Consider the following 18,584-nt stretch of genomic DNA (forward strand, 5'->3'; position numbering starts at 1 on the left):
ATCACAAATCACGGTAGCACTTTGCCGGGAGCACCTTCAGTCCATTCGTGAAATTCAGGAAGAGGAGCGCAAGCGTTCTCCGATTGGTGTAGCACCAACGGTAAACGCTATTGCCCGCGCATTGGTTGCTAAGGGTCTTGAATCCGTTAAGCGGGGTGGATGATGGAGCAACTACAGAGACTGGCTGAGGTGATTGCCGAAACCTATATCCGCGATCTGCGGCGGGAAACGGGTAGCAACGTTCTTACCGTGGATGGCGTTAGCGGGTGTGTCGAAGCTCCTCTACTTTCAGCCGGACTTGTTGATAACGCTGTGAGTGCGTCCAAAGATAAGTATGACTCGACCTTCGAGCGTAAGGCCTATCGAATGTTGATGGAGTTTATTTCTTTTGATGGCCCGGAGTATCGGCTTACTGAGCATGGTCGCCATGTCATTACAGTCATGAACACCATATCCCTGAGAAAAAATAAGGTAATAACCATCCATTGAGGTGAGCATGACAACAGGCTTTGGCGATTACACGATAGAGATTGAGGCGGATGTAGCAAAATTGCTTTCTGGGCAGCGCGCCGCTGACGCGGCCCTAAAACAGATTGAGACATCAGTCAAAAGGGCTGGCAATTCCGCAGAAAAACTTGATAAAAGCCTCGATAAGTTGGGAGGGGGGGTCTCACGCCTTGCTGTGGCCGTTAAGGGGTACATATCAATTCAGGCGTTGATGAAGCTCCAGCAACTATCTGAAGAATTTACCTTGCTTCAGGCACGAGTAACACGGCTATCTTCCAGCACCGAAGCCGGAGCCAGAAGCTTTGAGCAACTGGTAAATATTGCCTCCGCAACTGGGGCAAGCCTAGGTGATACCGTCAACCTCTGGCAGCAGTTCTCCGCCACACTGAAAACCGTAGGTGCTACTAACAGTGATGTTAACCGACTTGTGATGACGCTGCAGAAAATTGGCACTATCGGCGGCTCATCAGCCCAAGAAATGGCTAATGCGCTAAGACAATTTATGCAGTCTGTAGCGTCCGGCAGAATTCAGGCGGAAGAGTTTAACTCAGTTCTGGAACAGATGCCGGAACTGGCGCGGCAGATTGCTGATGGTATGGGGGTTCCATTTAACGAGCTCCGCCAGTTGATGCTGGCCGGCAAGTTAGATATTGGTGAAGTGCTTGCGGCGATCGAAAAACGGTCGGACGAAATTAACCAGCAGTTTGAAAAAATGCCTCGTACCGTCACGCAGGCTACCAATGCCTTGGTTACTCAGTTTGGTGTGGCGGTGTCAAAAATAGATGATGCTATTGGGGCTTCACGCTATCTGGCGAAGTTTTTGGACGGCGCCGCGCTCAGTATCAGCGTCGCAACCGGAAACGCACCAGACGCTGTGATGCTAACTCAAAAGCTTGAGCAAAATACTGAGCAACTTGCTGTTGCTGAGTCTGACTTAGCTAAGGCGAGAAAGGCAGGCTTGGGCTGGGGAGTAAAACAAACTGAGCAAACGGTTGAAAGGCTTAAGGCAGAGCGCGCCTTGATCCTCATGGCTCAGCAGGCAAGTAAAGACTCGCAAAATGTTTACACGCCGTCTAAAGGGGAAACTCCCGCATATATCACCAACCTCGAAAAGAAAACTGCAGAAAACAATGCCAATTCGATCATTAAATCTGGTCAAACAGTCGTTGATAAGCTCAACCAGCAGCGTGAACAACTAAGCAAAGACAAGGCTAAAGGGCTCATTGACGATAAGAAATACGTTGATGCTGCTGCTGTGCTGGATAAGCAAATTGCCGACGCCAGGAAAAAGCAGGACAAGCCCCCGAAGAATGCCTTTGCTCGCGGCGACGATTCAATCGACAACCTGCAGCGGCAGATTGCCGTTTTGACAATGCGCTATGACGAGAATACTAGAGAGTCCGCGCAGTTTAATGCTGTGGCCGCTCTCGGAGCTAAGGCTACCGATGCACAGAAGGAAAGAGTGCGTGAGTTGGCCGGGCAGTTATTTGACGCTCAGCAGCGACAGAAAGACCTTAATGATGCGATCAGCAATGACCCGCTCAGGAAGGAAAATAAAGCCTATTCTGACGGCAGAGAGCAACTTAAACGCCAACTCGATGGCCAGATGATTGATCAGAAGACCTATAACCAACAATCGGAGTTGATGGAACAGCAGCATCAGGTCAACCTAGCCAAAATTCGTGCGCAGCAGGTCGTTACGCCACAGCAACAGGCAGCCGGCGAGGTAGATCCAGTACAGCGCCTCGCTAACCAGCATGCTCAGGAACTTGCGCTTATTCAGCAGTTTGAACAGCAAAAGACAATCACTGAACAGGAAGCTTTAGCTCTCAGGAACGCTGCAAACAATACCTATGAAAAACAGCGAATTGAGGCTCAATGGGAGATATTCCGCAACCAAAGCACAACTAACGAACTTATGGCGGCGGCAGTTGATGGTTTTGCCAGCCAGGCCGCAAGTTCGATGACGGGATTAATCAACGGTACGCAAAGCGCCACTGAGGCTTTCAAGAATCTGGGGAACGCCATTCTTAATAGCGTCATTCAGGCTCTGGTTGAAGTTGGTATTCAATACCTGAAAAATGCTGCGATGGCGATGATAGCCGATAAGATGACATCTAACTCATCGCAACAGGCCGGTGCGCAAACTGCGGCCGCGTGGGCTCCTGCCGCAGCCGCAGCTTCTATCGCCACATTCGGTGGGGCTGCAATTGCCGGTATTGCCGGCATGGTAGCTGCGTTCGCCATTGGTGCTGCGCTGGCCGGCAAACGAAAAAATGGCGGAACGGTAGGTGCTGGTGGGGCGTACCAGGTTGGCGAAGGGAATATGCCTGAACTCCTGCAGACCAAAAACGGGTTAATTATGATTCCTGGCGACCGAGGCAGAGTGTTCAGCAATAAGGATGTTACCGGTAGTTCTCCGACGATCCAGAAGGCGTCTACAGGTAAAGAATACCTACCAACTTCATCTGCATCATCCAGCCAATCGGGAGATAGCTCTAAGCGGCCGATACAGGTAAATATACAGCTGATAGATCAGACAACCGGCAGCCAGCACAACATCACTGGTGTTGAGGCAGTCCAGCAGGGCGATGTTGTTACAGTCTCTGGGTTCCTTGAGGATATGGATCGCGGGGGGCCAATGTCATCAGGAATGGAAAGCCTCTATGGGCTTAGGCGCCGGGCTAATGGCTCATTCTAACCATGGTTCATGGGCGTTACTCAATGTGCGCCCTATCCCATGAGAGGGTGACAAAAGTTGACATCGAAAGGCGATCCCGTGCCTAACGACGAAAAGCGAAAACTATACCGTGCGTGGGCTGATGATATCGGTGGCGGAACATCTTTTCAGGAAGCTTGCAGGGTGATGGTTCGCATTGAGGCTCGCACCGAAAACGGCTTTAAAATATTGGACTGAACTGGACGGATTTTAAACGCGGGCATCCTGAAACCCGCGCCAGTAGCGGGCTAAGAACAACAATGAGACTTGAGCCGTCAAAGTTTTTAGGTTCGCAGTACGCAGCACGGTACGCAGCAAAAAGAAGTTTTTTCAGTACGTACCAGGTAAGGATAAGAGGTGATAAATGGGCATCAAAGGCCGGGGAATGAACAAAATACGGAGCAACATGAATGCGCTGGTGAGGGACATTACCGGGCGGCGCTTACCTCGCGCAATGACAGCAGCTTTGCATGAGGCTGGACTCGTAGCCGCAATCTATACGCCAGTTGATACCAGCACCCTGATTAACTCGCAGTTTAAAGAGGTTATCACTAACGGGACGTGTATCACTGGCCGCATCGGATATTCAGCAAATTACGCAATCTATGTGGCAGATCCGAACATCCCGCAGAAGTTCACCCTGCCAAGAGCAAGGAAAGAGTTTTTGCAGCATGGTGTTGCTGATGCGAAGCCGCAGATGGCAGCTGCTTTCCAGCGGGAGTTATCAAAACGCTGATAGCGTAAAAACGGAACCGATACATGCGGAAAAACCGCTTACCCCATGAGTGGTTAACAATTGTTAATGTTATAGCAACGATTATTAGGTCGCATTCGCCGTAACCAATTGTGCAGAACTCATATAATTTCGTATTCATTTGCGGATTTTTTTAGCGGAGATCTGAGCCAATGAGAGAGCCGACGCGGGTTTACACCTCTGCGCTACCACGGATTAACCTCCAGTTTCTGGCAGATATGCAAAGAAAGCTGGTGGATTCGAGCCCGAAAACACAGGTTTTTTGTGATACCAATAGTGGAAGGGTGTACTTCTCTCTGGTCTCTGGCGGGTACAGCGCGACAATCAACGGGGTAATGCGGGTTATTGGCATCACGATCACCCGGGCAGGTTTTGGTTACCGGAGATGGTACATTTGCCCGCATTGTGGTGGCCGGGTTGCGAAATTATTTATTGGCCGGAAGGACGTAGGGTGTCGTAAATGCTGGAGCCTTCACTATGCCAGCCAGAGTGAAGATGAGACCGCTCGCTTACGGCGCAGTGTGTGGAAGCAGAGGCATGATCTATGGGGGGATGATTACCCACCCGCGGGCAGCCTGCTAAATAGCCCGCTCAAGTTTCCGAAGCCTGCCGGCATGAGATGGGATACCTTCGAGAAAAAGCGCTCTCGCCTGCTAAAGACTGAATCAGCTTACTGGCGGTTGAAAGAACCGAGGGACGCTAAAGGGTTCGCCCGGGTGATGCGCAAAGCTGAGACGTCAATGCGTTAATTTGAACGAACATCGAAAAAGGCTACCCCATGAGCACGCTAAGATTGCCCTAACGCTTACCCCATGAGCATGGCACGATTACAGCAAGTTTAACTCTGGTTCTCTGACAGAATTATCTAAAATCAGCCGGTTACAAGCCATGAACAGGAGCTCTTCCATGTTCGACCGTCACAAGCTTGAATTAACGTTGCTGGAGATAGCCAGGCAGAGTGGCGAGGGGCTTGATAGCCATACTCGCTACACTATTCGCAACGGGCTGGCGCAGGCGCTACAGGCCAAAGAGCGCCACCGGCGCAGGATGAACGTGCCAGCCTACCAGTGAAGAAGCCCACCACGCCGCGTAGGTAAATACTGCGAGCTAGCAAAAGCCAGCAAAGAGTAACAAGGAGAATTTTTTTACAGATTTTATGCTGTATTCTATGCGATTATTAACGATAGTAGACATTAATAGACTTAAAGGAACGGGGGCTATCTATGGCAAGCGTAATTGATGCCGCTAAGTATATACTTGAAAAAACTGGTGAAATCACTGCGATGAAGCTTCAAAAGTTGGTGTATTACAGCCAAGCATGGGCTTTGGTGTGGGACGAAGAAGAAATCTTCCCTGAAGAGTTTGAGGCGTGGGCTAACGGCCCGGTCAACAAACACCTTTATAATATGCATCGAGGAATGTTCAAAGTTAGCTCGGTAGATTTCAGAGACGGTGACACCTCTAAGCTGAGTGAAGACCACAAAGAGACCATAGATATAGTGCTTGATTTTTATGGTGGTAAAACTGCGCAGTGGCTTAGCAACCTCACTCATAAAGAGGCTCCTTGGTTAGAAGCCAGAGGTGATATGCAGCCTATGGCCTCCTGCTCTGAGGTTATAACAAAGGCATCTATGGCTGAATACTACTCATCCCTGTAATTATGTCGAGAAAAGATATTCGCTTGGAGCGCAAGTCAGCTAAGGCTGAAAAAAGGAGAGAGAAGTCTGTACGCTTAGCTGCGTCATTCCAAAATTTAGCTGTTAAAAATCAACCTAAAGTAGCATTTCTTCCCGATTTAGAAAAAATTCCAATTATTGGTTCTTCCTTTGGGACACTTGACGTGCCAAAACAACCGGTAGCAAATGAATCCGGCTCGCGGTTCGGTCGTTTAATGACTTGGTGTGCGCGGCATGCCGATGTGAATGGTCAATGGGAATGGGGAGAATTGAGGCAGTGGAACGAAGGCGAGTGGGATGACCCCATAATTTTAGGTATGAATGCCCTTCAAGGGTTAGATTGGCAAGAAATACAAAAGATGGCATCTGGTGAAAGGCACCTTATGCATCATGATCATGACATAACAGATTTATGTGATGAGGCCGTAGCAAGATGGATGGATTTGGGTTACGAACAATTCGACACCATTTTTAGGTTCAGATTAGGGAATACTAGAAGAGCTTGGGGTATCGAACTTCACGGGCATTTTTATCTAATTTGGTATGAAAGAAAGCATAAAATATATCCAACTTCAGAACCGTAATTGCATAGATAACCAGATACTAAATCAGCATTTCACCGATAGCACTGAGTTATTCAGTGTAACTCGACCCCCAGTTTATCAGCGTTGCGTCCCTGACGCTTCCAGGCGCTGTAAATGTCTTTATCCCATGCCTTACCCGCCTTAGACTGATAACCAGCCTCATTGAGTCTCTCAGCGATAACGCGGCCATTGTCGAACCATTCTCGGATAGTATCAGTAACAATCCCGATAAGAGCCGCTTCATTGTACAGGGTCGGCGTGATCCCCTGCTTGCCACCCGCCAGAGCAGCCGCCGCTACTTCCATTCGCTCCACCAGCTCAAGCATGCGCATCTGTGAGTTGCTATCTGGCTGGTTCAGTTTGATGCGCAGGGCAACGAGCAGCCACGCTGTTTTGTCACAGTCCGCCGCCGCTACAGCCTGATTAAATACGCCATGCAATTCAGCCGGAACGCGGAATGCTGCCATATTGGGTTTGCTCATGAGAGGGCGAGAAATCAGTGTTTTCAGTCTATACAGTATACTACTGTATAACTAATTGTTTTCTTCATCCATCATCTCCTTGGACGTGGGGCGCTGGTGGTCATAAATTTTGGAATGCTTTGGAAATTTAAGAGCTACCGCCGGCTGAAGGATTGCGCTGGCGATAGTCTGACGTTGAAATGCTTGCTTAGGGCATCCCAAAAAATGCTTGTTAAATTTATACTGTTTGATACGGATTTGGATTGCACTGATTGGCAGACGTGTGTTGTGGTTGGAGCTGCATGTTATAGAGGCGATCGAGCGTATTAAATTTCCGGGCCCGTACATGCGGTAATATCCCGGATGTAAGAGGGAATCTTTCAGGCGAACAGGGTAATCGTTAGTCACCCTGTTGTTGGTTAAAAATGCGGAAATCGCACCTTTAGAGTCGCCCCAGGGGGGCATGAAGGACTGTCTCGCTGGTAAAACCAGCTTAGTCGGCACCACTATCTCGATGAGAAATATGCCCATTTATCCATTCCTCAATTTCGCCTGATGGCCAGCGAACGCTACGACCTATCTTAACTGGGTGAGGGAAAGTACCTTTTTTCATCCAGTCGTAGATAGCAGTCTTTCGAAACCCGGTAGCTTCACATACCTGTTTCAGGTCCATAAGATACATTTTCATTGGATTCTCTCTATGGTTTGGATGCAATGTTGGCTCAATGCGGTAAATGTTGGTTCAAAATCTGGTGGTGTTGGTTCACTTTTTTGCTAAATATCCAAATAAAACAATGGACTTTACGTTTTGAGGCAACTGAACCAACCGAACCAACACATTTTGCATGTATATAGAGAAATTTTTCCGCACATAAATTTGGGCGTGATTTTGTACCGGTGGATATTACCGACATGTGAGAAGGTGCCGTGAGCCCCAAATTGCACGATAAATAGTCAATTCTCACCCGCAGAAAAATATATGGGGGTACATTTGGGGGTATGTGTGATTTTTGTAACCTGAATAGTTAAATAAAATCAGTTTGTTATGTGTTTATATCTAATCCTGTAGGGGTGCCATTTTGAATCAAAGCGTTATACCAATCTTCATCCAGACTATTTTCCTCTCTGTGTCGTCTTTGTGTCACTGGCGGCAAAAATGGCGTCATTGTCATGGAGCTAGCGTCTCACACGTTACTATCCTGGATAGCGATTTTCCGTAATCTGGTCACCTTATTGATTAATTTCATTTTCTGAAAAATATTTCCTCCTGCAATAAATGTTTGCAGGCAAATAATAAACAGGCTAACACTCTTCATAACTTTAATTTATGTTACCGGGGCTAGGTATCGCATTTTAAGCTGGCGCGAATGACAGTTGCTAAAGATCAATATTCAATGCTTTTTGAAAGCATACCCTCGATGTTCATCTTCGACCTGGAAAGATCCAAATGAACATCAAATTCGTCACCATCTCCGTATTCGCTGTTGTGTTTGTCTTTGCATCAGATATTTCTATCGCCAAATCGAATTCCTTAAGCGATGATCAGGTCAGGCAAAGAATTATTGATGACTCTGTCGCATCCTACCCCGGCACCTGTGCCTGTCCCTTCAATACCGCGCGGAACGGCAGCTCGTGCGGTGGCCGCAGTGCCTGGAGCAAAGCGGGTGGGTATTCACCCATTTGCTACAAGAAAGAGGTAACAAAGGAGATGGTGAAGGCGTGGCGACAAGAGAATCAATGATAACAATTAATATCTGCGCCAGGTGATTACTTCCACTGGAATAGTCGTTTAAATAATATTAAATGATTATTTCGAATACGGCAGGCCATTTTCAGTGAGCACTGTTTCTGTTAGAGGGGGCAGAGGCCACGGCGTATATTCTTTAACCTTGTGATATTTGACCCGAGCTAATCTATTTCCCCTCCCTGACAGATTAAGTGTCCCGTATCCTGTTACGCAGAGCACGGGGTTACTCACACATAAGACACTTCCTCTTCTCACGACAAAACCGGTTCGGCGTGTTGTGTATGGGGACAGTCCCCATCACCGCAATCTGATAACAAAAAGTTTAATTTTTTTCCCCGCCGCGCTGACTATAGTTAGGGCACTTTCACTTGCCCAAAAGGTCACGATTATGAAATTAGTTATCGCCTCCGTAATTTCCCTGCTCAGCTTCAGCGCGCTGGCGGCGCCAGAGGGCACGCTCAGCGTACACATTCTTAATCAGCAAACCGGGCTCCCTTCGCCGGGGGTGCAGATTGAGCTGGATAAGCAGCAAGGGGACAGCTGGCAGCATATCGCCACCGGCAAAACGGATGCCGATGGGCGGATTAAATCGCTCTATCCGCAGGCGGAAAATATGGAGCCGGGGGTGTATAAAGTGACATTTAAAACCGGTGACTATTTTAAAAGCCAAAACATGAATACGTTCTTCCCGGTGGTTCCGGTTATTTTCAATGTCACAAAGCAAAATCAAAAACTGCATATCCCGCTGCTGCTCAGTCAGTACGGATACTCTACCTACCGCGGCAGCTGATAACTCAAGCCGTTATCCAGCCAACGCCTGCGCGTCTCCCGCAGGCGTCACCCTTTCCCTGCACAACGACGCCCACGCCTAACGCTTGGACTCTTTCTCTTTAAAATGGTTAACGGCTTCGTCGTACATCGCCAGCAGGCCGGAAATATCGCCTTCATATTGCGGCACGCGCTGGGCGCGAACGAGCTCAATTATCAGCGCATAGGCTGCTTCTTCCGGGGCCGCATGTGGGTTGATCAGTCCAGACATATCACCTCCTTAACAGTGGGCCTTTAGCCTACCCCTCGCCGGGAAACCGCAACAGCCTGATATGCGACCAGTACTTCTTGTATGACTCTGCTGAAACTTCAGAGGCGAAGACCACGGCGGAAATCCATTGAATGAGGCGTTATCCAGGCCACTGGCGTGGCGGTTAGCACTGCGTCTATACCGGCAGCAGGCTCATCATCAGCCAGGCGATAGCGATGCAGATGAGGGTCATCGACAGCACAAAATTCATGGTAGCTCCTCTTCATCCTTTCTTTACTCAGCGTAAATTTTGACAGCGCTGATCGCCTTTATCCTTGGCGATTTGTGCCGCTATCCAGCGGTGGGGTGGGGAAAGACGGCCTGTTTCCCCGGGAAGGCCAGCAAAATATCCTCTTTGTCAGCGTTATAGTGTTGACATCAATGAATAAGCCGCATCACATTGGTTATGTTGGTCTTTCCGCCTGAAGAATGACTTCAGGTCGCTGATAAGCTGCTGGGGGAACTGACAGGATGAGCACCACACCGTTAACGCTTTCTATTGCCGGGCAACCGACGCCCATCACCCTGCCGCAGGTGCCGGGAAGCCGGGGCCATGTGGGGGTCGACATACGCGAGCTGAATCAGTCCGGATTCTGCAGCTACGACCCCGGCTTCGCTAACACCGCCGGATGCCAGTCGGCGATCTCGTGGATCGATACGGAAAACAGCGTGCTGCTGCACCGCGGCTATCCGGTGGACCAGCTGGCCCGCCAGTGTGATTTTCTCGAGGTGGCGTACATTATGCTGCGGGGCGACGCGCCGGATGAGGCCAGCTATCAAACGTTTCGCGAAACCATCACCCGCCATACCCTGGTGCACGAGCAGATAGCCCGCATGTGCAGCGGCTTTCGTCGCGATTCGCACCCGATGGCGCTGATGTGCGCCCTGGTGGGGGCGCTGGCGGCGTTCTATCATGATGTCCTGGATGTGGAAAATCCGGAGCACCGGGCGCTGGCCGCCACGCGGCTGCTGTCGAAAATGCCCACTATCGCCGCCATGAGCTACAAGTACACCATTGAACAACCCGCCGCGTATCCGCGCAACGATCTCTCCTATGCCGGCAATTTCCTACAGATGCTGTTTGCTATCCCGGCCGAGAAATACGTCCTCAATCCGGTCATCGAACAGGCGATGAACCAGATCCTGGTCCTGCATGCCGATCACGGGCAGTGCGCCTCCACCACCACGGTGCGCGCGGCGGGCTCCTCCGGGGCGAACTTATTCGCCTGCGTCGCCGCCGGGCTAGCGTCGCTGTGGGGACCGATGCACGGCGGCGCCAATGAGTCGAGCATGCGGATGCTGGAAGAGATTGAAAGCGTCGATCAGGTTCCGGCGTTTCTGCGTCAGGCAAAACGCGACCCGCAGGCATTTCGCCGCCTCGGTTTTGGCAACTCACGCTACCGTCACCGCGACCCGCGCGCCGATATCCTGCGTGAAACCAGCCATCGGGTACTGGCGGAGGTAGGAATGTCCGACCGTCTGCTGCAGGTGGCGATGGCCCTTGAGGACGTGGCGCTGACCGACCCCTACTTTGTGGAAAATGGCCTGTCGCCGAGCGTGGATTTTTATACCGCGGTGATCCTCAAGGCGATGAATCTGCCTTCGTCGATGTTTGCGGTGGTCACCGCGGTCGGACGGACGGTCGGCTGGGTGGCGCACTGGAACGAGATGCACCAGGCGCCGCTGACCATCTACCGGCCACGGCAGATTTATGTTGGCGAGGACTATCGGGATTACGTCTCACGGCGCGGCGAGCCGCCTGCTAACCCAAGGTAATGCCTTACGGGCAGGAGGCGCGCGGCGTCTTCCTGCCCTGGCGGCATGTCACTCAGAGGTGCCGGGAGAGCAGGTAGTGCTCAACGGCGGTATATTCGGTGAGTCGGGTATACAGCGTTAGCAAGGCGCTTATAAATGCGTTAACCTCACCGACCTGCGGCCCGGCGGTGGCGAGTAACGGCTGCAGCGTAGCCCTTAGCTGTTCCAGGTCGGGCTTCAGCACATAGGGAATATGTAGCGTGCAGAGCAGGGCCTCGGCCTGATGAAAATCGTGGCGAGACGGGAGCGTCTCGTCGGCGTTAAGCCAGCTCAGGATCATCAGCATGAGGCGATCTTTAGCGTAGAGATACGATTTCATGACCAGTCTCCTGTCGATAGTGGCGCAATACCATTCCCTGAACTTTAGTGACCAATTCCACGTTATTTTTTACCGCCAGCTTGCTGAGCACGCGTGAACGATAATAGTAGACCCGTTTGATCGTGAGCTGCATGGTGCTGGCCACGTGGCACAACGGCATCCCCCCCATCAGCAGGCTGATTAAAAAGGTCTCCTTACGGGTCAGGTTATAGCTATCCGGGATCGCGATATAAAGTTTGTTGGCCGGCGGGGGGGACCGTAGCGGCCAGCGGGCCAGCGCCGCGCTGAGCCCGGCAAAGCAGGTAATAAACTCCGCGCCGACCACGATGGCCAGGCTGCTTTCCAGTTCGCTCAGCGTGTAGCCAGGCCTGGTAAAAAGAAAGATACGGAGCAGGGGATTAAATGCTTTAAGGCTCAGTGCGACCTGCAGCACTTCGATGCTGGCGCGGCTGTAATCGATCAGGATGGTGCTTAACCGGGCACCGGCATCGGTCGAAAAAAACGTATAAAACATCTCACTCTGCCCGCTAAATGGGTAACAAATCAATTCTTTAATATCCAGAGGCTTGCTGTGGGGCTCATTAATATACGCCTTAAGCGCAATATTAAAATATTCTGAATCCGTAATGCAGATCAACATAAAGACCTCCTGGCATAAATACAGCTGTGCATGCTGTCCTGCTTGATTCGACAATTTACTGTAGGTATTAAAGATCAAAAATAACATACTCCCTGCGGTGTGAATCCAGGGGGGAGGGTGCAGGAGGATAACGACGATAATGAGGGTGAGATAGGTAGATCGCATTTTTTAGATGTTTTTCATGAAATAAAAAACAAAAATTACTCTTATTTTTCAGGTATTTGTTTTTTTATTTGTGTTTTTTGTTTTTATTTATTCGCATGGGTTTAAGACTATTCTATAAAAATAAGAAACTGTCCTGGTGGTGAGTTTGAATAATAAATGACGAAATGAGTAGGATGTCAGTGCAGGGAAGGGGTTAAAAGATAACCGGCTAATCCAATGGACTGAGTATTAATAAATTGTACGTAGAAAGTACGCCAGGGGTATTTCCTGAACGATCCTGCCATAAGCGTGGTGATAAGGAGTGATTATGAAAAAATATAGCAAAGGAATGGCATCTTTCGTCGCGATGATGATGCTTTCTCCGGTAGCGGCGCAGGCTGCTGATGGCAAAGTCACCTTTAATGGTGAAGTCATCGAAAATACCTGTACGGTAGTGAATAAAGACAAGACGGTGACTCTGCCGACGGTCCAGCGTTCGGCGCTCAGCAGCGCGGGCGAGACGGCGGGCGTCGTTCCCTTCACCATCGATCTGATGAGCTGTACCCCGGGATCGGATGTCTCGGTGTACTTCGAGAAGGATCAATTCGTTTCCACGGAGGGGCGACTAAAAAACACTCTGTCTGACGGCACGGAAGCAGAAAATGTCGATGTGGAGCTGCTGAACACCCGGTTTACGGCGATTAACCTCGCGGAGAGCCCGACGATTGCTGTGGACGGCACCGTTGCCCGCCCTTCGGTGATCCCGGTGGCGGTCGCTGAGCAGGATGGTTCCGCTTCGCTGCCTTTCTACGCCCGCTACTATGCGACCGACGCCGCTACGGCTGGAAAAGTCGCGACCTACGTCAACTTTACGGTGGTCTATCCGTAAACCCAGTCCACGGCCCCGGTCAGGGGCCGTTTATCCACCCGGCAAGGAGGAGGTGAATATGCGGCGTATGGTTCTGGCATGGCTGCTTTCCAGCATTTTACCCTCGGCGGACGCCAGCATGGTTATTGACGGCACACGGATCGTTTTTCCCGGCGACAAAAAAGAGATCGCGGTCAGGGCCACCAATGTGGGGGAGACGCCGTCGCTGACCCAGGTCTGGGTCGACGATGGCCGCGTGCAAAATCGACCGGAAAAAGATTCGGCGCCGTTTATTGTGCTGCCGCCGATTGTGCGCATTGAGCCGGGAAAAGGCCAAAGCTGGCGCCTGGTGTTCAACGGCAGCCGTCTGCCCCAGGATCGGGAATCGCTATTCTGGTTCAATCTGCTGGACATCCCGCCTGAGCCGAAAAACGGCACGGCAATCAATTATCTGCAGCTCGCGATACGGTCGCGCATCAAGCTGTTTTACCGTCCGGCAGGCGTGGCGGCGGACAAAATAGCGCCGGACAAAGCGCTGAGCTGGGCGCTGGCTCCCGCAGGCGGTGGTCTGCGGGTGAGTAATACCTCATCGCGCTATATCACCATCGACAGCATCACCCTTAACGGACAAAAACAGTCCGCTGGCATGGTCGCCCCTTTTTCCTCGCTGGTTATCACGCCTAAAGGGGCCGCGCTGCACATGCTGCCAGCGAGATTCAGCTTCACCACCATCAATGATTACGGCGCGGTAGTGAATCATAATTATCCTCAGTAAGGACATTATTATGAAACTCAGGGAGATCAAGTTTGGGTTAATGCTCCTCCTCCCCTGGCAAGAGGCATGGGCGGCAGAAGCGTTTAGTTTTAACCGTGCCCATTTGCACGGCGCCGCGCCGGTTGATCTCCAGAAATATCAATACGGTAATCCACTGCACCCCGGACAGTATCGCAGCCTCCTCTCGGTGAATGGTCGGGACATGGCGGAAGAGACGTTTGTTATCCAGGAATACGATGGCCAGCTCGAGCCCTGCATCTCGCCCTCGCTGTTCGACGCCCTGCAGCTGAAGGACGCCCAATGGCCGGCGGCGGCCACCTGCCTGCGCTTTGCGCAAATTGATAAGGCGATTGCCTGGGAGTATGACAGCGGAGAAAATGTCCTGCGGGTGAATATGCCCCAGGCGCTGCTGCAATCCCCTTATCGCGGGGCGGTGAATCTGAAGAAGGTAGACAGCGGCGTGCCCGCCGCGGTGCTGCGCTATCAGGCCAACAGCTATCAGAGCATCGTCGACGGGGATAGCAGCAGCCATCATTACCTCGGCCTGGATGCCAGCCTGCGCGCCTTTGGCTGGCGGTTACATCACCAGTCCAGCTACCAGGCTCAGGCCGTGGATAAGCATTGGGATAGCATCGCCACCTGGGCAGAGAGAAGTCTGGTGAACTGGGCTTCCACCTTACGGCTGGGTCAGGGGTGGACCGACGGGACCTTCTTTGACAGCGTCAGTTTTATCGGCGGCAGACTGGCCACCGATGTCCGCATGCTGCCGGGCTCCCGTCGCGGCTTTGCGCCGTCGATAAGCGGGGTGGCGCGCACTAATGCTCGCGTGACGGTCACCCAGAACGGTGCCCTGTTGTACGAGGCAACGGTTCCGCCGGGTAAGTTCACCTTCGACGATCTCTATCCCACCAACGCCGGCGGCGATTTACAGGTGACGATCCATGAGGCGGACGGCAGTCAGGACACCTTTACCGTGCCTTACGCTGTGCTACCTGGTCTGGTGCGGGCCGGCGCCGTCTATTATGACCTGTCGCTGGGCTATCTGGATGAGAACGGGATCGCCGGGCGGCCGGGATTTGGCGAAGCAACGGTGCAGTACGGCTTCAATGATTATGTCAGCGGCTACACCGGGGCCAACGCGACGACAGATTATTACTCGACGCTGGTCGGCAGCGCCTTCAATACTTACTGGGGGGCGCTGGCGGTCGATCTTTCTCGTTCTGCGGCCAGGGGCAGGGAACGTGGCTGGCAGGAGGGCTATCGCTGGCGGGTGTCCGCATCAAAATCCTTCTCCTCTGACACGCGAATGCTGGTGTCGATGAGCCACAGCAACGACGGCAACTATCGATCCATTCGCGATGCCGCCTGGGAGCATGACAGTCATCCCAATGACTGGCGGGAGATGACGCGCTACAGCGCGACATTGTCCCAGCAGGCAGGTAGCGGCAGTCTGTCGTTTAACGGAATATGGAGTGAGGACGTCCGCCACCACCGCTGGCGCTCCTATCAGCTGGGGTACGCCAATCGTTATGGTCGGCTCAATTACTATCTGTACGCCCAGCAGAGTCAGGATATTCATCACCGCAATAATCAGGTGGTGGGGGCCTCTTTCTCGCTGACGTTCGGCCCGGCGGGCAGCCTGACCACCCGCTTTAACCACGATAAGAACTACGGCAGCCAGCTGCAGTCCAGCTATACCGGCAGCGCTGGCGCTAAAAACGCCTTCAGCTACGGCTTGACAGCCAGCTACGACATGCCGCGGCAGAACCCGAATGAAGCCAGCGTGGGGGCCAACGGCAATCTGCGGACGGATTATGCGTACCTGAATGCCAGCGCCAGCGCGGGTCGACATCAGCAGCAGTATTCGCTGGGGGCATCGGGTGCCCTGGTAGCGCATCAGGGCGGAATGACCGCCACCCCCGAGCTGGGTGAGACCTTTGCGATTGTGGAAGCGCCCGGCGCGGCGGGGGCCAGGGTGGCGAACCGCCTCGGACAGCCGATTAATCGCCAGGGTTTCACGATTATCCCTTACCTCGATCCCTTTACCGATAACTGGCTCGATCTCGATCCGCAGGGCATGAACGACCATGTGGAGATCGTTTCCAGCAGCACGACGGTGGTGCCCGATTCTGGCGCTGCGGTGAAGGTAAAATTTGTCACGCGCACCGGCTACCCGTGGTTTGCCCACGTCACGCTGGCCGATGGCGCGGCGCCGCCACTGGGCGCGGAAGTATTAGACGACAGCGACCGGGCGATTGGCGCTGTCGGTCAGGGCGGGCTGCTGTATGCCCGGGTGCCGCAGGTCCGCGGTAGCGTCTCGGTAGTCTGGGGGGAACGCAGCGGGCAGCGCTGCCGGTTGGACTATGCCATCCACGGCGAGGCGGCGCAGGATAGCAGCGGTACGTCGCACCAGGTCTGCCGTCCGGGATTAAAGGAGAAATAATATGAAAAAAATCATCGCATCAGGGGGAGCCCTCTTACTGGCCTGGGGCTATTGCGCCTCGCCGTCGGCGGCGTGCCAGATGGTGAGTGGTAAAACTATCGAGTATTCGGTCAACGTCAGCCAGGCCAGTATCAACCTTGACGTCAGCAATCGCCCCGTCGGCTCCCTGCTGTACAGTTACGGCGGAATGATAATCACCAATAATGAGCGCTGGGAGATTGCCTGCAGCGGCAGCGAGCCCGGCGGGTTTCAGAGCATTGGCGGGTCCCGGGTCGGCCCGGCGGGAAACGGCAAGCCGGGGGATATCTATAGCATCGACCGCCTGCCGGGCATCGGCTACAGCTTTCAGATGGGGGAACAGGATGGCATTAATTTCGATCCCCTGTTCACGGCCTGGCCTTCCGCGCCGGTATTTTCCGGCCAGCGCGCATTTCAGGCGGAAAATAAAAAACCGACCATCTATTTCTGGCGTATTGCCGACAACGGCGGCCTGCCGCCACCAGGCGAGTATTGTCTTAACGATTACCTCGGCGATATTTTTCTGGGCGGCGTGCAGGCGATGCGTTTTAGCGTCAGCGGGCTCTGTATCCATATCAAATCGCCCACCTGCAAGATTACAGACGACAGTAAAAATATTAACGTCTTCCTCGGGCGGCATAATAAAACGGCGTTTACCGGACTCAACAGCACTACCGCCCCCATCCCCTTTAACATCAACCTGACGGAGTGTGAAAATGTCGGCAGCGTGTTTATGCAGTTTAACGCGACGGCGGACAGCGCCATGGCAGCCAACGAGGTGATTAAAATCGATGACCAACCTGAAGGCGCATCCGGGCTTGGCGTGCAGATCCTCACCGCCGGCGGCGCGCTGGTGCCGCTAAACCAGGTGAGCCAGATCTGGGCCGGAAGCAAGGGTAGCCAGACGAATTACCGTTTTGCCTATCAGGCCCGTTATATCCAGACCCAACCATTGGTGACAGCGGGCGAGGCGAACGCCAGCGCGACCTTCGTGGTGACCTATAACTGATCGGCCTGACGGCGCGGCGCCGTCAGGCATGCGCCAGTAAAGGAAACATCAACTTCCTGTCTTTAAACAGGTTTTCCTTGTGGTCATAGACAAAGAGGATATCTTCCCCCTCAATCTTCTCGTACTCGCCGAGCCGGTCTTCATTGGGGGTAAAACCGAGGATGGCCTGGTAAACATGGTCATCGGCCAGTTCGTTGACCAGCGTCGACAGGCTTTTGCCCGTGTCGCAGAACAGGTCAAAGCAGATCAGCACCGGGCCGTTTTGCATGGCGATAACCACCGCCTCATTTTTTGCCGAATAGTAAACGAAATGCTTCATAAAGGCGGAGCAGTAAAACATCAGCAGGCCAAAGTTGTGCTCCACCCGCAGCGGTGAGAACGGGTTGGATTTTTCATAGTAATGGCGGAGCAGGGCGACATCGTCCGCGCGGTCCATATCCAGCTTGCGAAAATCACCGGCGCGCGGAGAGACCGGCATAATATATTGATGCTCTTCGCTGCGGGTGAAACCAAATTTGGGGTAAAAATCCACCGTGGTGGGATTGGCAAATAAAAAGAAGGCGTCTGCCTCCTGCTGCCAGTCCTGCAGGATGTGATGGATAAGCTGACCGGCTAATCCCTTATTACGATGGTCCGGTTCGGTCATCACGGTGCCAATCTGAATATAACGCCGGGGTTCGCCCTGCCAGCGCAGATCGATGATGTTGGCCGAGGCGTTAGCGATAATTTTATTACGTTCGACAAAGGCGTAGGGGATATAGGCGTCAGTCCAGTAACCTTGTTGATACCACTCTTCAAAAGACAGGTCGAAAGTCTTAACGGCAAGGTCAATGAAGCTTTTTCTTAATGTGTTATTTTCTCTGACTTGCTTCACTAATTGATAATTCATTGTCATAGTTCCTTCTCACTATGGCTTCTGAAAGCGACGACGTCGGCAAAGGCACTTGCGTCGAATGAGCGCTGTAAACGTAGCATATCTGGGAAAAGGATCCGCATTGGCGATGCTTAACCTTTGCCCGAGTCACAA

At 52.4% G+C, this 18,584-nt stretch carries 22 protein-coding genes; 15 read left to right on the plus strand and 7 right to left on the minus strand.

Going from position 1 to position 18,584, the window contains the following annotated elements:
- Window positions 1-162: 162 nt before the first annotated feature.
- The 7 genes from ACOI7Z_RS00005 (at window position 163) to ACOI7Z_RS00035 (ending at window position 6,240) form a co-directional block, all read left to right on the plus strand.
- Complete coding sequence (locus ACOI7Z_RS00005; protein ID WP_049156475.1) at window positions 163-489, plus strand: hypothetical protein; 327 nt, start codon at window positions 163-165, stop codon at window positions 487-489.
- A gap of 7 nt (window positions 490-496) precedes the next feature.
- Complete coding sequence (locus ACOI7Z_RS00010; protein WP_087849672.1) at window positions 497-3,208, plus strand: tape measure protein; 2,712 nt, start codon at window positions 497-499, stop codon at window positions 3,206-3,208.
- Between the two features lie 382 nt (window positions 3,209-3,590).
- Entirely contained in the window at window positions 3,591-3,962 is a 372-nt protein-coding gene (locus ACOI7Z_RS00015) for a hypothetical protein (protein ID WP_087849671.1), read from the plus strand.
- Between the two features lie 170 nt (window positions 3,963-4,132).
- The gene (locus ACOI7Z_RS00020) at window positions 4,133-4,729 is read left to right on the plus strand and encodes a hypothetical protein (protein WP_087849670.1); all 597 of its coding nucleotides are present in this window, start codon (window positions 4,133-4,135) and stop codon (window positions 4,727-4,729) included.
- A gap of 157 nt (window positions 4,730-4,886) precedes the next feature.
- Window positions 4,887-5,051 carry a hypothetical protein gene (locus ACOI7Z_RS00025; RefSeq protein ID WP_165451984.1) on the plus strand — a complete coding sequence of 55 codons (165 nt, stop codon included), beginning with the start codon at window positions 4,887-4,889 and terminating at the stop codon, window positions 5,049-5,051.
- A 152-nt stretch (window positions 5,052-5,203) separates the two neighbouring features.
- Window positions 5,204-5,638, plus strand: coding sequence for a Panacea domain-containing protein (locus ACOI7Z_RS00030; protein WP_048330758.1), 435 nt, complete (start codon window positions 5,204-5,206; stop codon window positions 5,636-5,638).
- Window positions 5,639-5,640: 2 nt separating this feature from the next.
- Window positions 5,641-6,240 carry a hypothetical protein gene (locus ACOI7Z_RS00035; RefSeq protein WP_049156495.1) on the plus strand — a complete coding sequence of 200 codons (600 nt, stop codon included), beginning with the start codon at window positions 5,641-5,643 and terminating at the stop codon, window positions 6,238-6,240.
- Window positions 6,241-6,293: 53 nt separating this feature from the next.
- Here the strand turns inward: ACOI7Z_RS00035 and ACOI7Z_RS00040 are convergent, their stop codons facing one another.
- Genes ACOI7Z_RS00040 through ACOI7Z_RS00050 form a run of 3 tightly spaced genes read right to left on the minus strand, consistent with a single transcriptional unit; the run spans window position 6,294 to window position 7,389 of the window.
- A complete protein-coding gene (locus ACOI7Z_RS00040; RefSeq protein ID WP_087849669.1) occupies window positions 6,294-6,722 on the minus strand; it encodes a hypothetical protein in 429 nt (142 codons plus the stop codon).
- 51 nt (window positions 6,723-6,773) lie between these two features.
- Window positions 6,774-7,232, minus strand: coding sequence for a hypothetical protein (locus ACOI7Z_RS00045; RefSeq protein ID WP_087849668.1), 459 nt, complete (start codon window positions 7,230-7,232; stop codon window positions 6,774-6,776).
- On the minus strand, window positions 7,195-7,389 hold the full coding sequence (locus tag ACOI7Z_RS00050; protein ID WP_071994914.1) for a helix-turn-helix transcriptional regulator: 195 nt from the start codon (window positions 7,387-7,389) through the stop codon (window positions 7,195-7,197). The genes ACOI7Z_RS00045 and ACOI7Z_RS00050 overlap by 38 nt, the downstream gene beginning before the upstream one ends.
- 759 nt (window positions 7,390-8,148) lie before the next feature.
- On the opposite strand from ACOI7Z_RS00050, the gene ACOI7Z_RS00055 reads away from it, so the two are divergent.
- Together ACOI7Z_RS00055 and uraH are read left to right on the plus strand one after the other, a co-directional pair.
- Window positions 8,149-8,442 carry a hypothetical protein gene (locus ACOI7Z_RS00055; RefSeq protein WP_032454273.1) on the plus strand — a complete coding sequence of 98 codons (294 nt, stop codon included), beginning with the start codon at window positions 8,149-8,151 and terminating at the stop codon, window positions 8,440-8,442.
- A gap of 394 nt (window positions 8,443-8,836) precedes the next feature.
- The gene (gene uraH / locus ACOI7Z_RS00060; protein ID WP_086075296.1) at window positions 8,837-9,238 is read left to right on the plus strand and encodes a hydroxyisourate hydrolase; all 402 of its coding nucleotides are present in this window, start codon (window positions 8,837-8,839) and stop codon (window positions 9,236-9,238) included.
- A gap of 78 nt (window positions 9,239-9,316) precedes the next feature.
- On the opposite strand, the gene ACOI7Z_RS00065 is transcribed toward uraH, so the two are convergent.
- Complete coding sequence (locus tag ACOI7Z_RS00065; protein WP_086075297.1) at window positions 9,317-9,487, minus strand: ATP-NAD kinase; 171 nt, start codon at window positions 9,485-9,487, stop codon at window positions 9,317-9,319.
- 324 nt (window positions 9,488-9,811) lie between these two features.
- Between ACOI7Z_RS00065 and ACOI7Z_RS00070 the strand changes: the two genes are divergently transcribed.
- Both ACOI7Z_RS00070 and ACOI7Z_RS00075 read left to right on the plus strand, forming a co-directional pair.
- A complete protein-coding gene (locus tag ACOI7Z_RS00070; protein ID WP_168380178.1) occupies window positions 9,812-9,952 on the plus strand; it encodes a hypothetical protein in 141 nt (46 codons plus the stop codon).
- A gap of 45 nt (window positions 9,953-9,997) precedes the next feature.
- Window positions 9,998-11,302, plus strand: coding sequence for a citrate synthase (locus ACOI7Z_RS00075; RefSeq protein ID WP_064155183.1), 1,305 nt, complete (start codon window positions 9,998-10,000; stop codon window positions 11,300-11,302).
- Between the two features lie 52 nt (window positions 11,303-11,354).
- On the opposite strand, the gene ACOI7Z_RS00080 is transcribed toward ACOI7Z_RS00075, so the two are convergent.
- Together ACOI7Z_RS00080 and ACOI7Z_RS00085 are read right to left on the minus strand one after the other, a co-directional pair.
- A complete protein-coding gene (locus ACOI7Z_RS00080) occupies window positions 11,355-11,660 on the minus strand; it encodes a hypothetical protein (RefSeq protein ID WP_086075298.1) in 306 nt (101 codons plus the stop codon).
- Window positions 11,638-12,300, minus strand: coding sequence for a LuxR C-terminal-related transcriptional regulator (locus ACOI7Z_RS00085; RefSeq protein WP_086075299.1), 663 nt, complete (start codon window positions 12,298-12,300; stop codon window positions 11,638-11,640). The genes ACOI7Z_RS00080 and ACOI7Z_RS00085 overlap by 23 nt, the downstream gene beginning before the upstream one ends.
- 472 nt (window positions 12,301-12,772) lie before the next feature.
- On the opposite strand from ACOI7Z_RS00085, the gene ACOI7Z_RS00090 reads away from it, so the two are divergent.
- Genes ACOI7Z_RS00090 through ACOI7Z_RS00105 form a run of 4 tightly spaced genes read left to right on the plus strand, consistent with a single transcriptional unit; the run spans window position 12,773 to window position 17,557 of the window.
- Window positions 12,773-13,333, plus strand: a complete 561-nt coding sequence (locus ACOI7Z_RS00090) for a fimbrial protein (RefSeq protein ID WP_086075300.1) — start codon at window positions 12,773-12,775, stop codon at window positions 13,331-13,333.
- Window positions 13,334-13,391: 58 nt separating this feature from the next.
- On the plus strand, window positions 13,392-14,087 hold the full coding sequence (locus tag ACOI7Z_RS00095) for a molecular chaperone (RefSeq protein ID WP_086075301.1): 696 nt from the start codon (window positions 13,392-13,394) through the stop codon (window positions 14,085-14,087).
- 10 nt (window positions 14,088-14,097) lie between these two features.
- Window positions 14,098-16,530, plus strand: a complete 2,433-nt coding sequence (locus tag ACOI7Z_RS00100) for a fimbria/pilus outer membrane usher protein (protein ID WP_086075302.1) — start codon at window positions 14,098-14,100, stop codon at window positions 16,528-16,530.
- A gap of 1 nt (window position 16,531) precedes the next feature.
- On the plus strand, window positions 16,532-17,557 hold the full coding sequence (locus ACOI7Z_RS00105) for a fimbrial protein (protein ID WP_086075303.1): 1,026 nt from the start codon (window positions 16,532-16,534) through the stop codon (window positions 17,555-17,557).
- Window positions 17,558-17,579: 22 nt separating this feature from the next.
- On the opposite strand, the gene ACOI7Z_RS00110 is transcribed toward ACOI7Z_RS00105, so the two are convergent.
- The gene (locus ACOI7Z_RS00110; RefSeq protein WP_023288676.1) at window positions 17,580-18,446 is read right to left on the minus strand and encodes a GNAT family N-acetyltransferase; all 867 of its coding nucleotides are present in this window, start codon (window positions 18,444-18,446) and stop codon (window positions 17,580-17,582) included.
- Between the last annotated feature and the right edge of the window lie 138 nt (window positions 18,447-18,584).

It is taken from the genome of Klebsiella sp. C283 (genome assembly GCF_048822555.1).
Lineage (GTDB): Bacteria > Pseudomonadota > Gammaproteobacteria > Enterobacterales > Enterobacteriaceae > Klebsiella > Klebsiella quasipneumoniae.

Coding starts and splice junctions, on each gene's coding strand:
- ACOI7Z_RS00095 (WP_086075301.1), top strand. CDS start 13,392: ATGCGGCGTATGGTTCTGGCATGGCTGCTTTCCAGCATTTTACCCTCG.
- ACOI7Z_RS00080 (WP_086075298.1), bottom strand. CDS start 11,660: ATGAAATCGTATCTCTACGCTAAAGATCGCCTCATGCTGATGATCCTG.
- ACOI7Z_RS00055 (WP_032454273.1), top strand. CDS start 8,149: ATGAACATCAAATTCGTCACCATCTCCGTATTCGCTGTTGTGTTTGTC.
- uraH (WP_086075296.1), top strand. CDS start 8,837: ATGAAATTAGTTATCGCCTCCGTAATTTCCCTGCTCAGCTTCAGCGCG.
- ACOI7Z_RS00005 (WP_049156475.1), top strand. CDS start 163: ATGGAGCAACTACAGAGACTGGCTGAGGTGATTGCCGAAACCTATATC.
- ACOI7Z_RS00075 (WP_064155183.1), top strand. CDS start 9,998: ATGAGCACCACACCGTTAACGCTTTCTATTGCCGGGCAACCGACGCCC.
- ACOI7Z_RS00025 (WP_165451984.1), top strand. CDS start 4,887: ATGTTCGACCGTCACAAGCTTGAATTAACGTTGCTGGAGATAGCCAGG.
- ACOI7Z_RS00045 (WP_087849668.1), bottom strand. CDS start 7,232: ATGGGCATATTTCTCATCGAGATAGTGGTGCCGACTAAGCTGGTTTTA.
- ACOI7Z_RS00085 (WP_086075299.1), bottom strand. CDS start 12,300: ATGTTGATCTGCATTACGGATTCAGAATATTTTAATATTGCGCTTAAG.
- ACOI7Z_RS00030 (WP_048330758.1), top strand. CDS start 5,204: ATGGCAAGCGTAATTGATGCCGCTAAGTATATACTTGAAAAAACTGGT.
- ACOI7Z_RS00035 (WP_049156495.1), top strand. CDS start 5,641: ATGTCGAGAAAAGATATTCGCTTGGAGCGCAAGTCAGCTAAGGCTGAA.
- ACOI7Z_RS00100 (WP_086075302.1), top strand. CDS start 14,098: ATGAAACTCAGGGAGATCAAGTTTGGGTTAATGCTCCTCCTCCCCTGG.
- ACOI7Z_RS00010 (WP_087849672.1), top strand. CDS start 497: ATGACAACAGGCTTTGGCGATTACACGATAGAGATTGAGGCGGATGTA.
- ACOI7Z_RS00050 (WP_071994914.1), bottom strand. CDS start 7,389: ATGAAAATGTATCTTATGGACCTGAAACAGGTATGTGAAGCTACCGGG.
- ACOI7Z_RS00110 (WP_023288676.1), bottom strand. CDS start 18,446: ATGAATTATCAATTAGTGAAGCAAGTCAGAGAAAATAACACATTAAGA.
- ACOI7Z_RS00040 (WP_087849669.1), bottom strand. CDS start 6,722: ATGAGCAAACCCAATATGGCAGCATTCCGCGTTCCGGCTGAATTGCAT.
- ACOI7Z_RS00090 (WP_086075300.1), top strand. CDS start 12,773: ATGAAAAAATATAGCAAAGGAATGGCATCTTTCGTCGCGATGATGATG.
- ACOI7Z_RS00015 (WP_087849671.1), top strand. CDS start 3,591: ATGGGCATCAAAGGCCGGGGAATGAACAAAATACGGAGCAACATGAAT.
- ACOI7Z_RS00020 (WP_087849670.1), top strand. CDS start 4,133: ATGAGAGAGCCGACGCGGGTTTACACCTCTGCGCTACCACGGATTAAC.
- ACOI7Z_RS00065 (WP_086075297.1), bottom strand. CDS start 9,487: ATGTCTGGACTGATCAACCCACATGCGGCCCCGGAAGAAGCAGCCTAT.
- ACOI7Z_RS00105 (WP_086075303.1), top strand. CDS start 16,532: ATGAAAAAAATCATCGCATCAGGGGGAGCCCTCTTACTGGCCTGGGGC.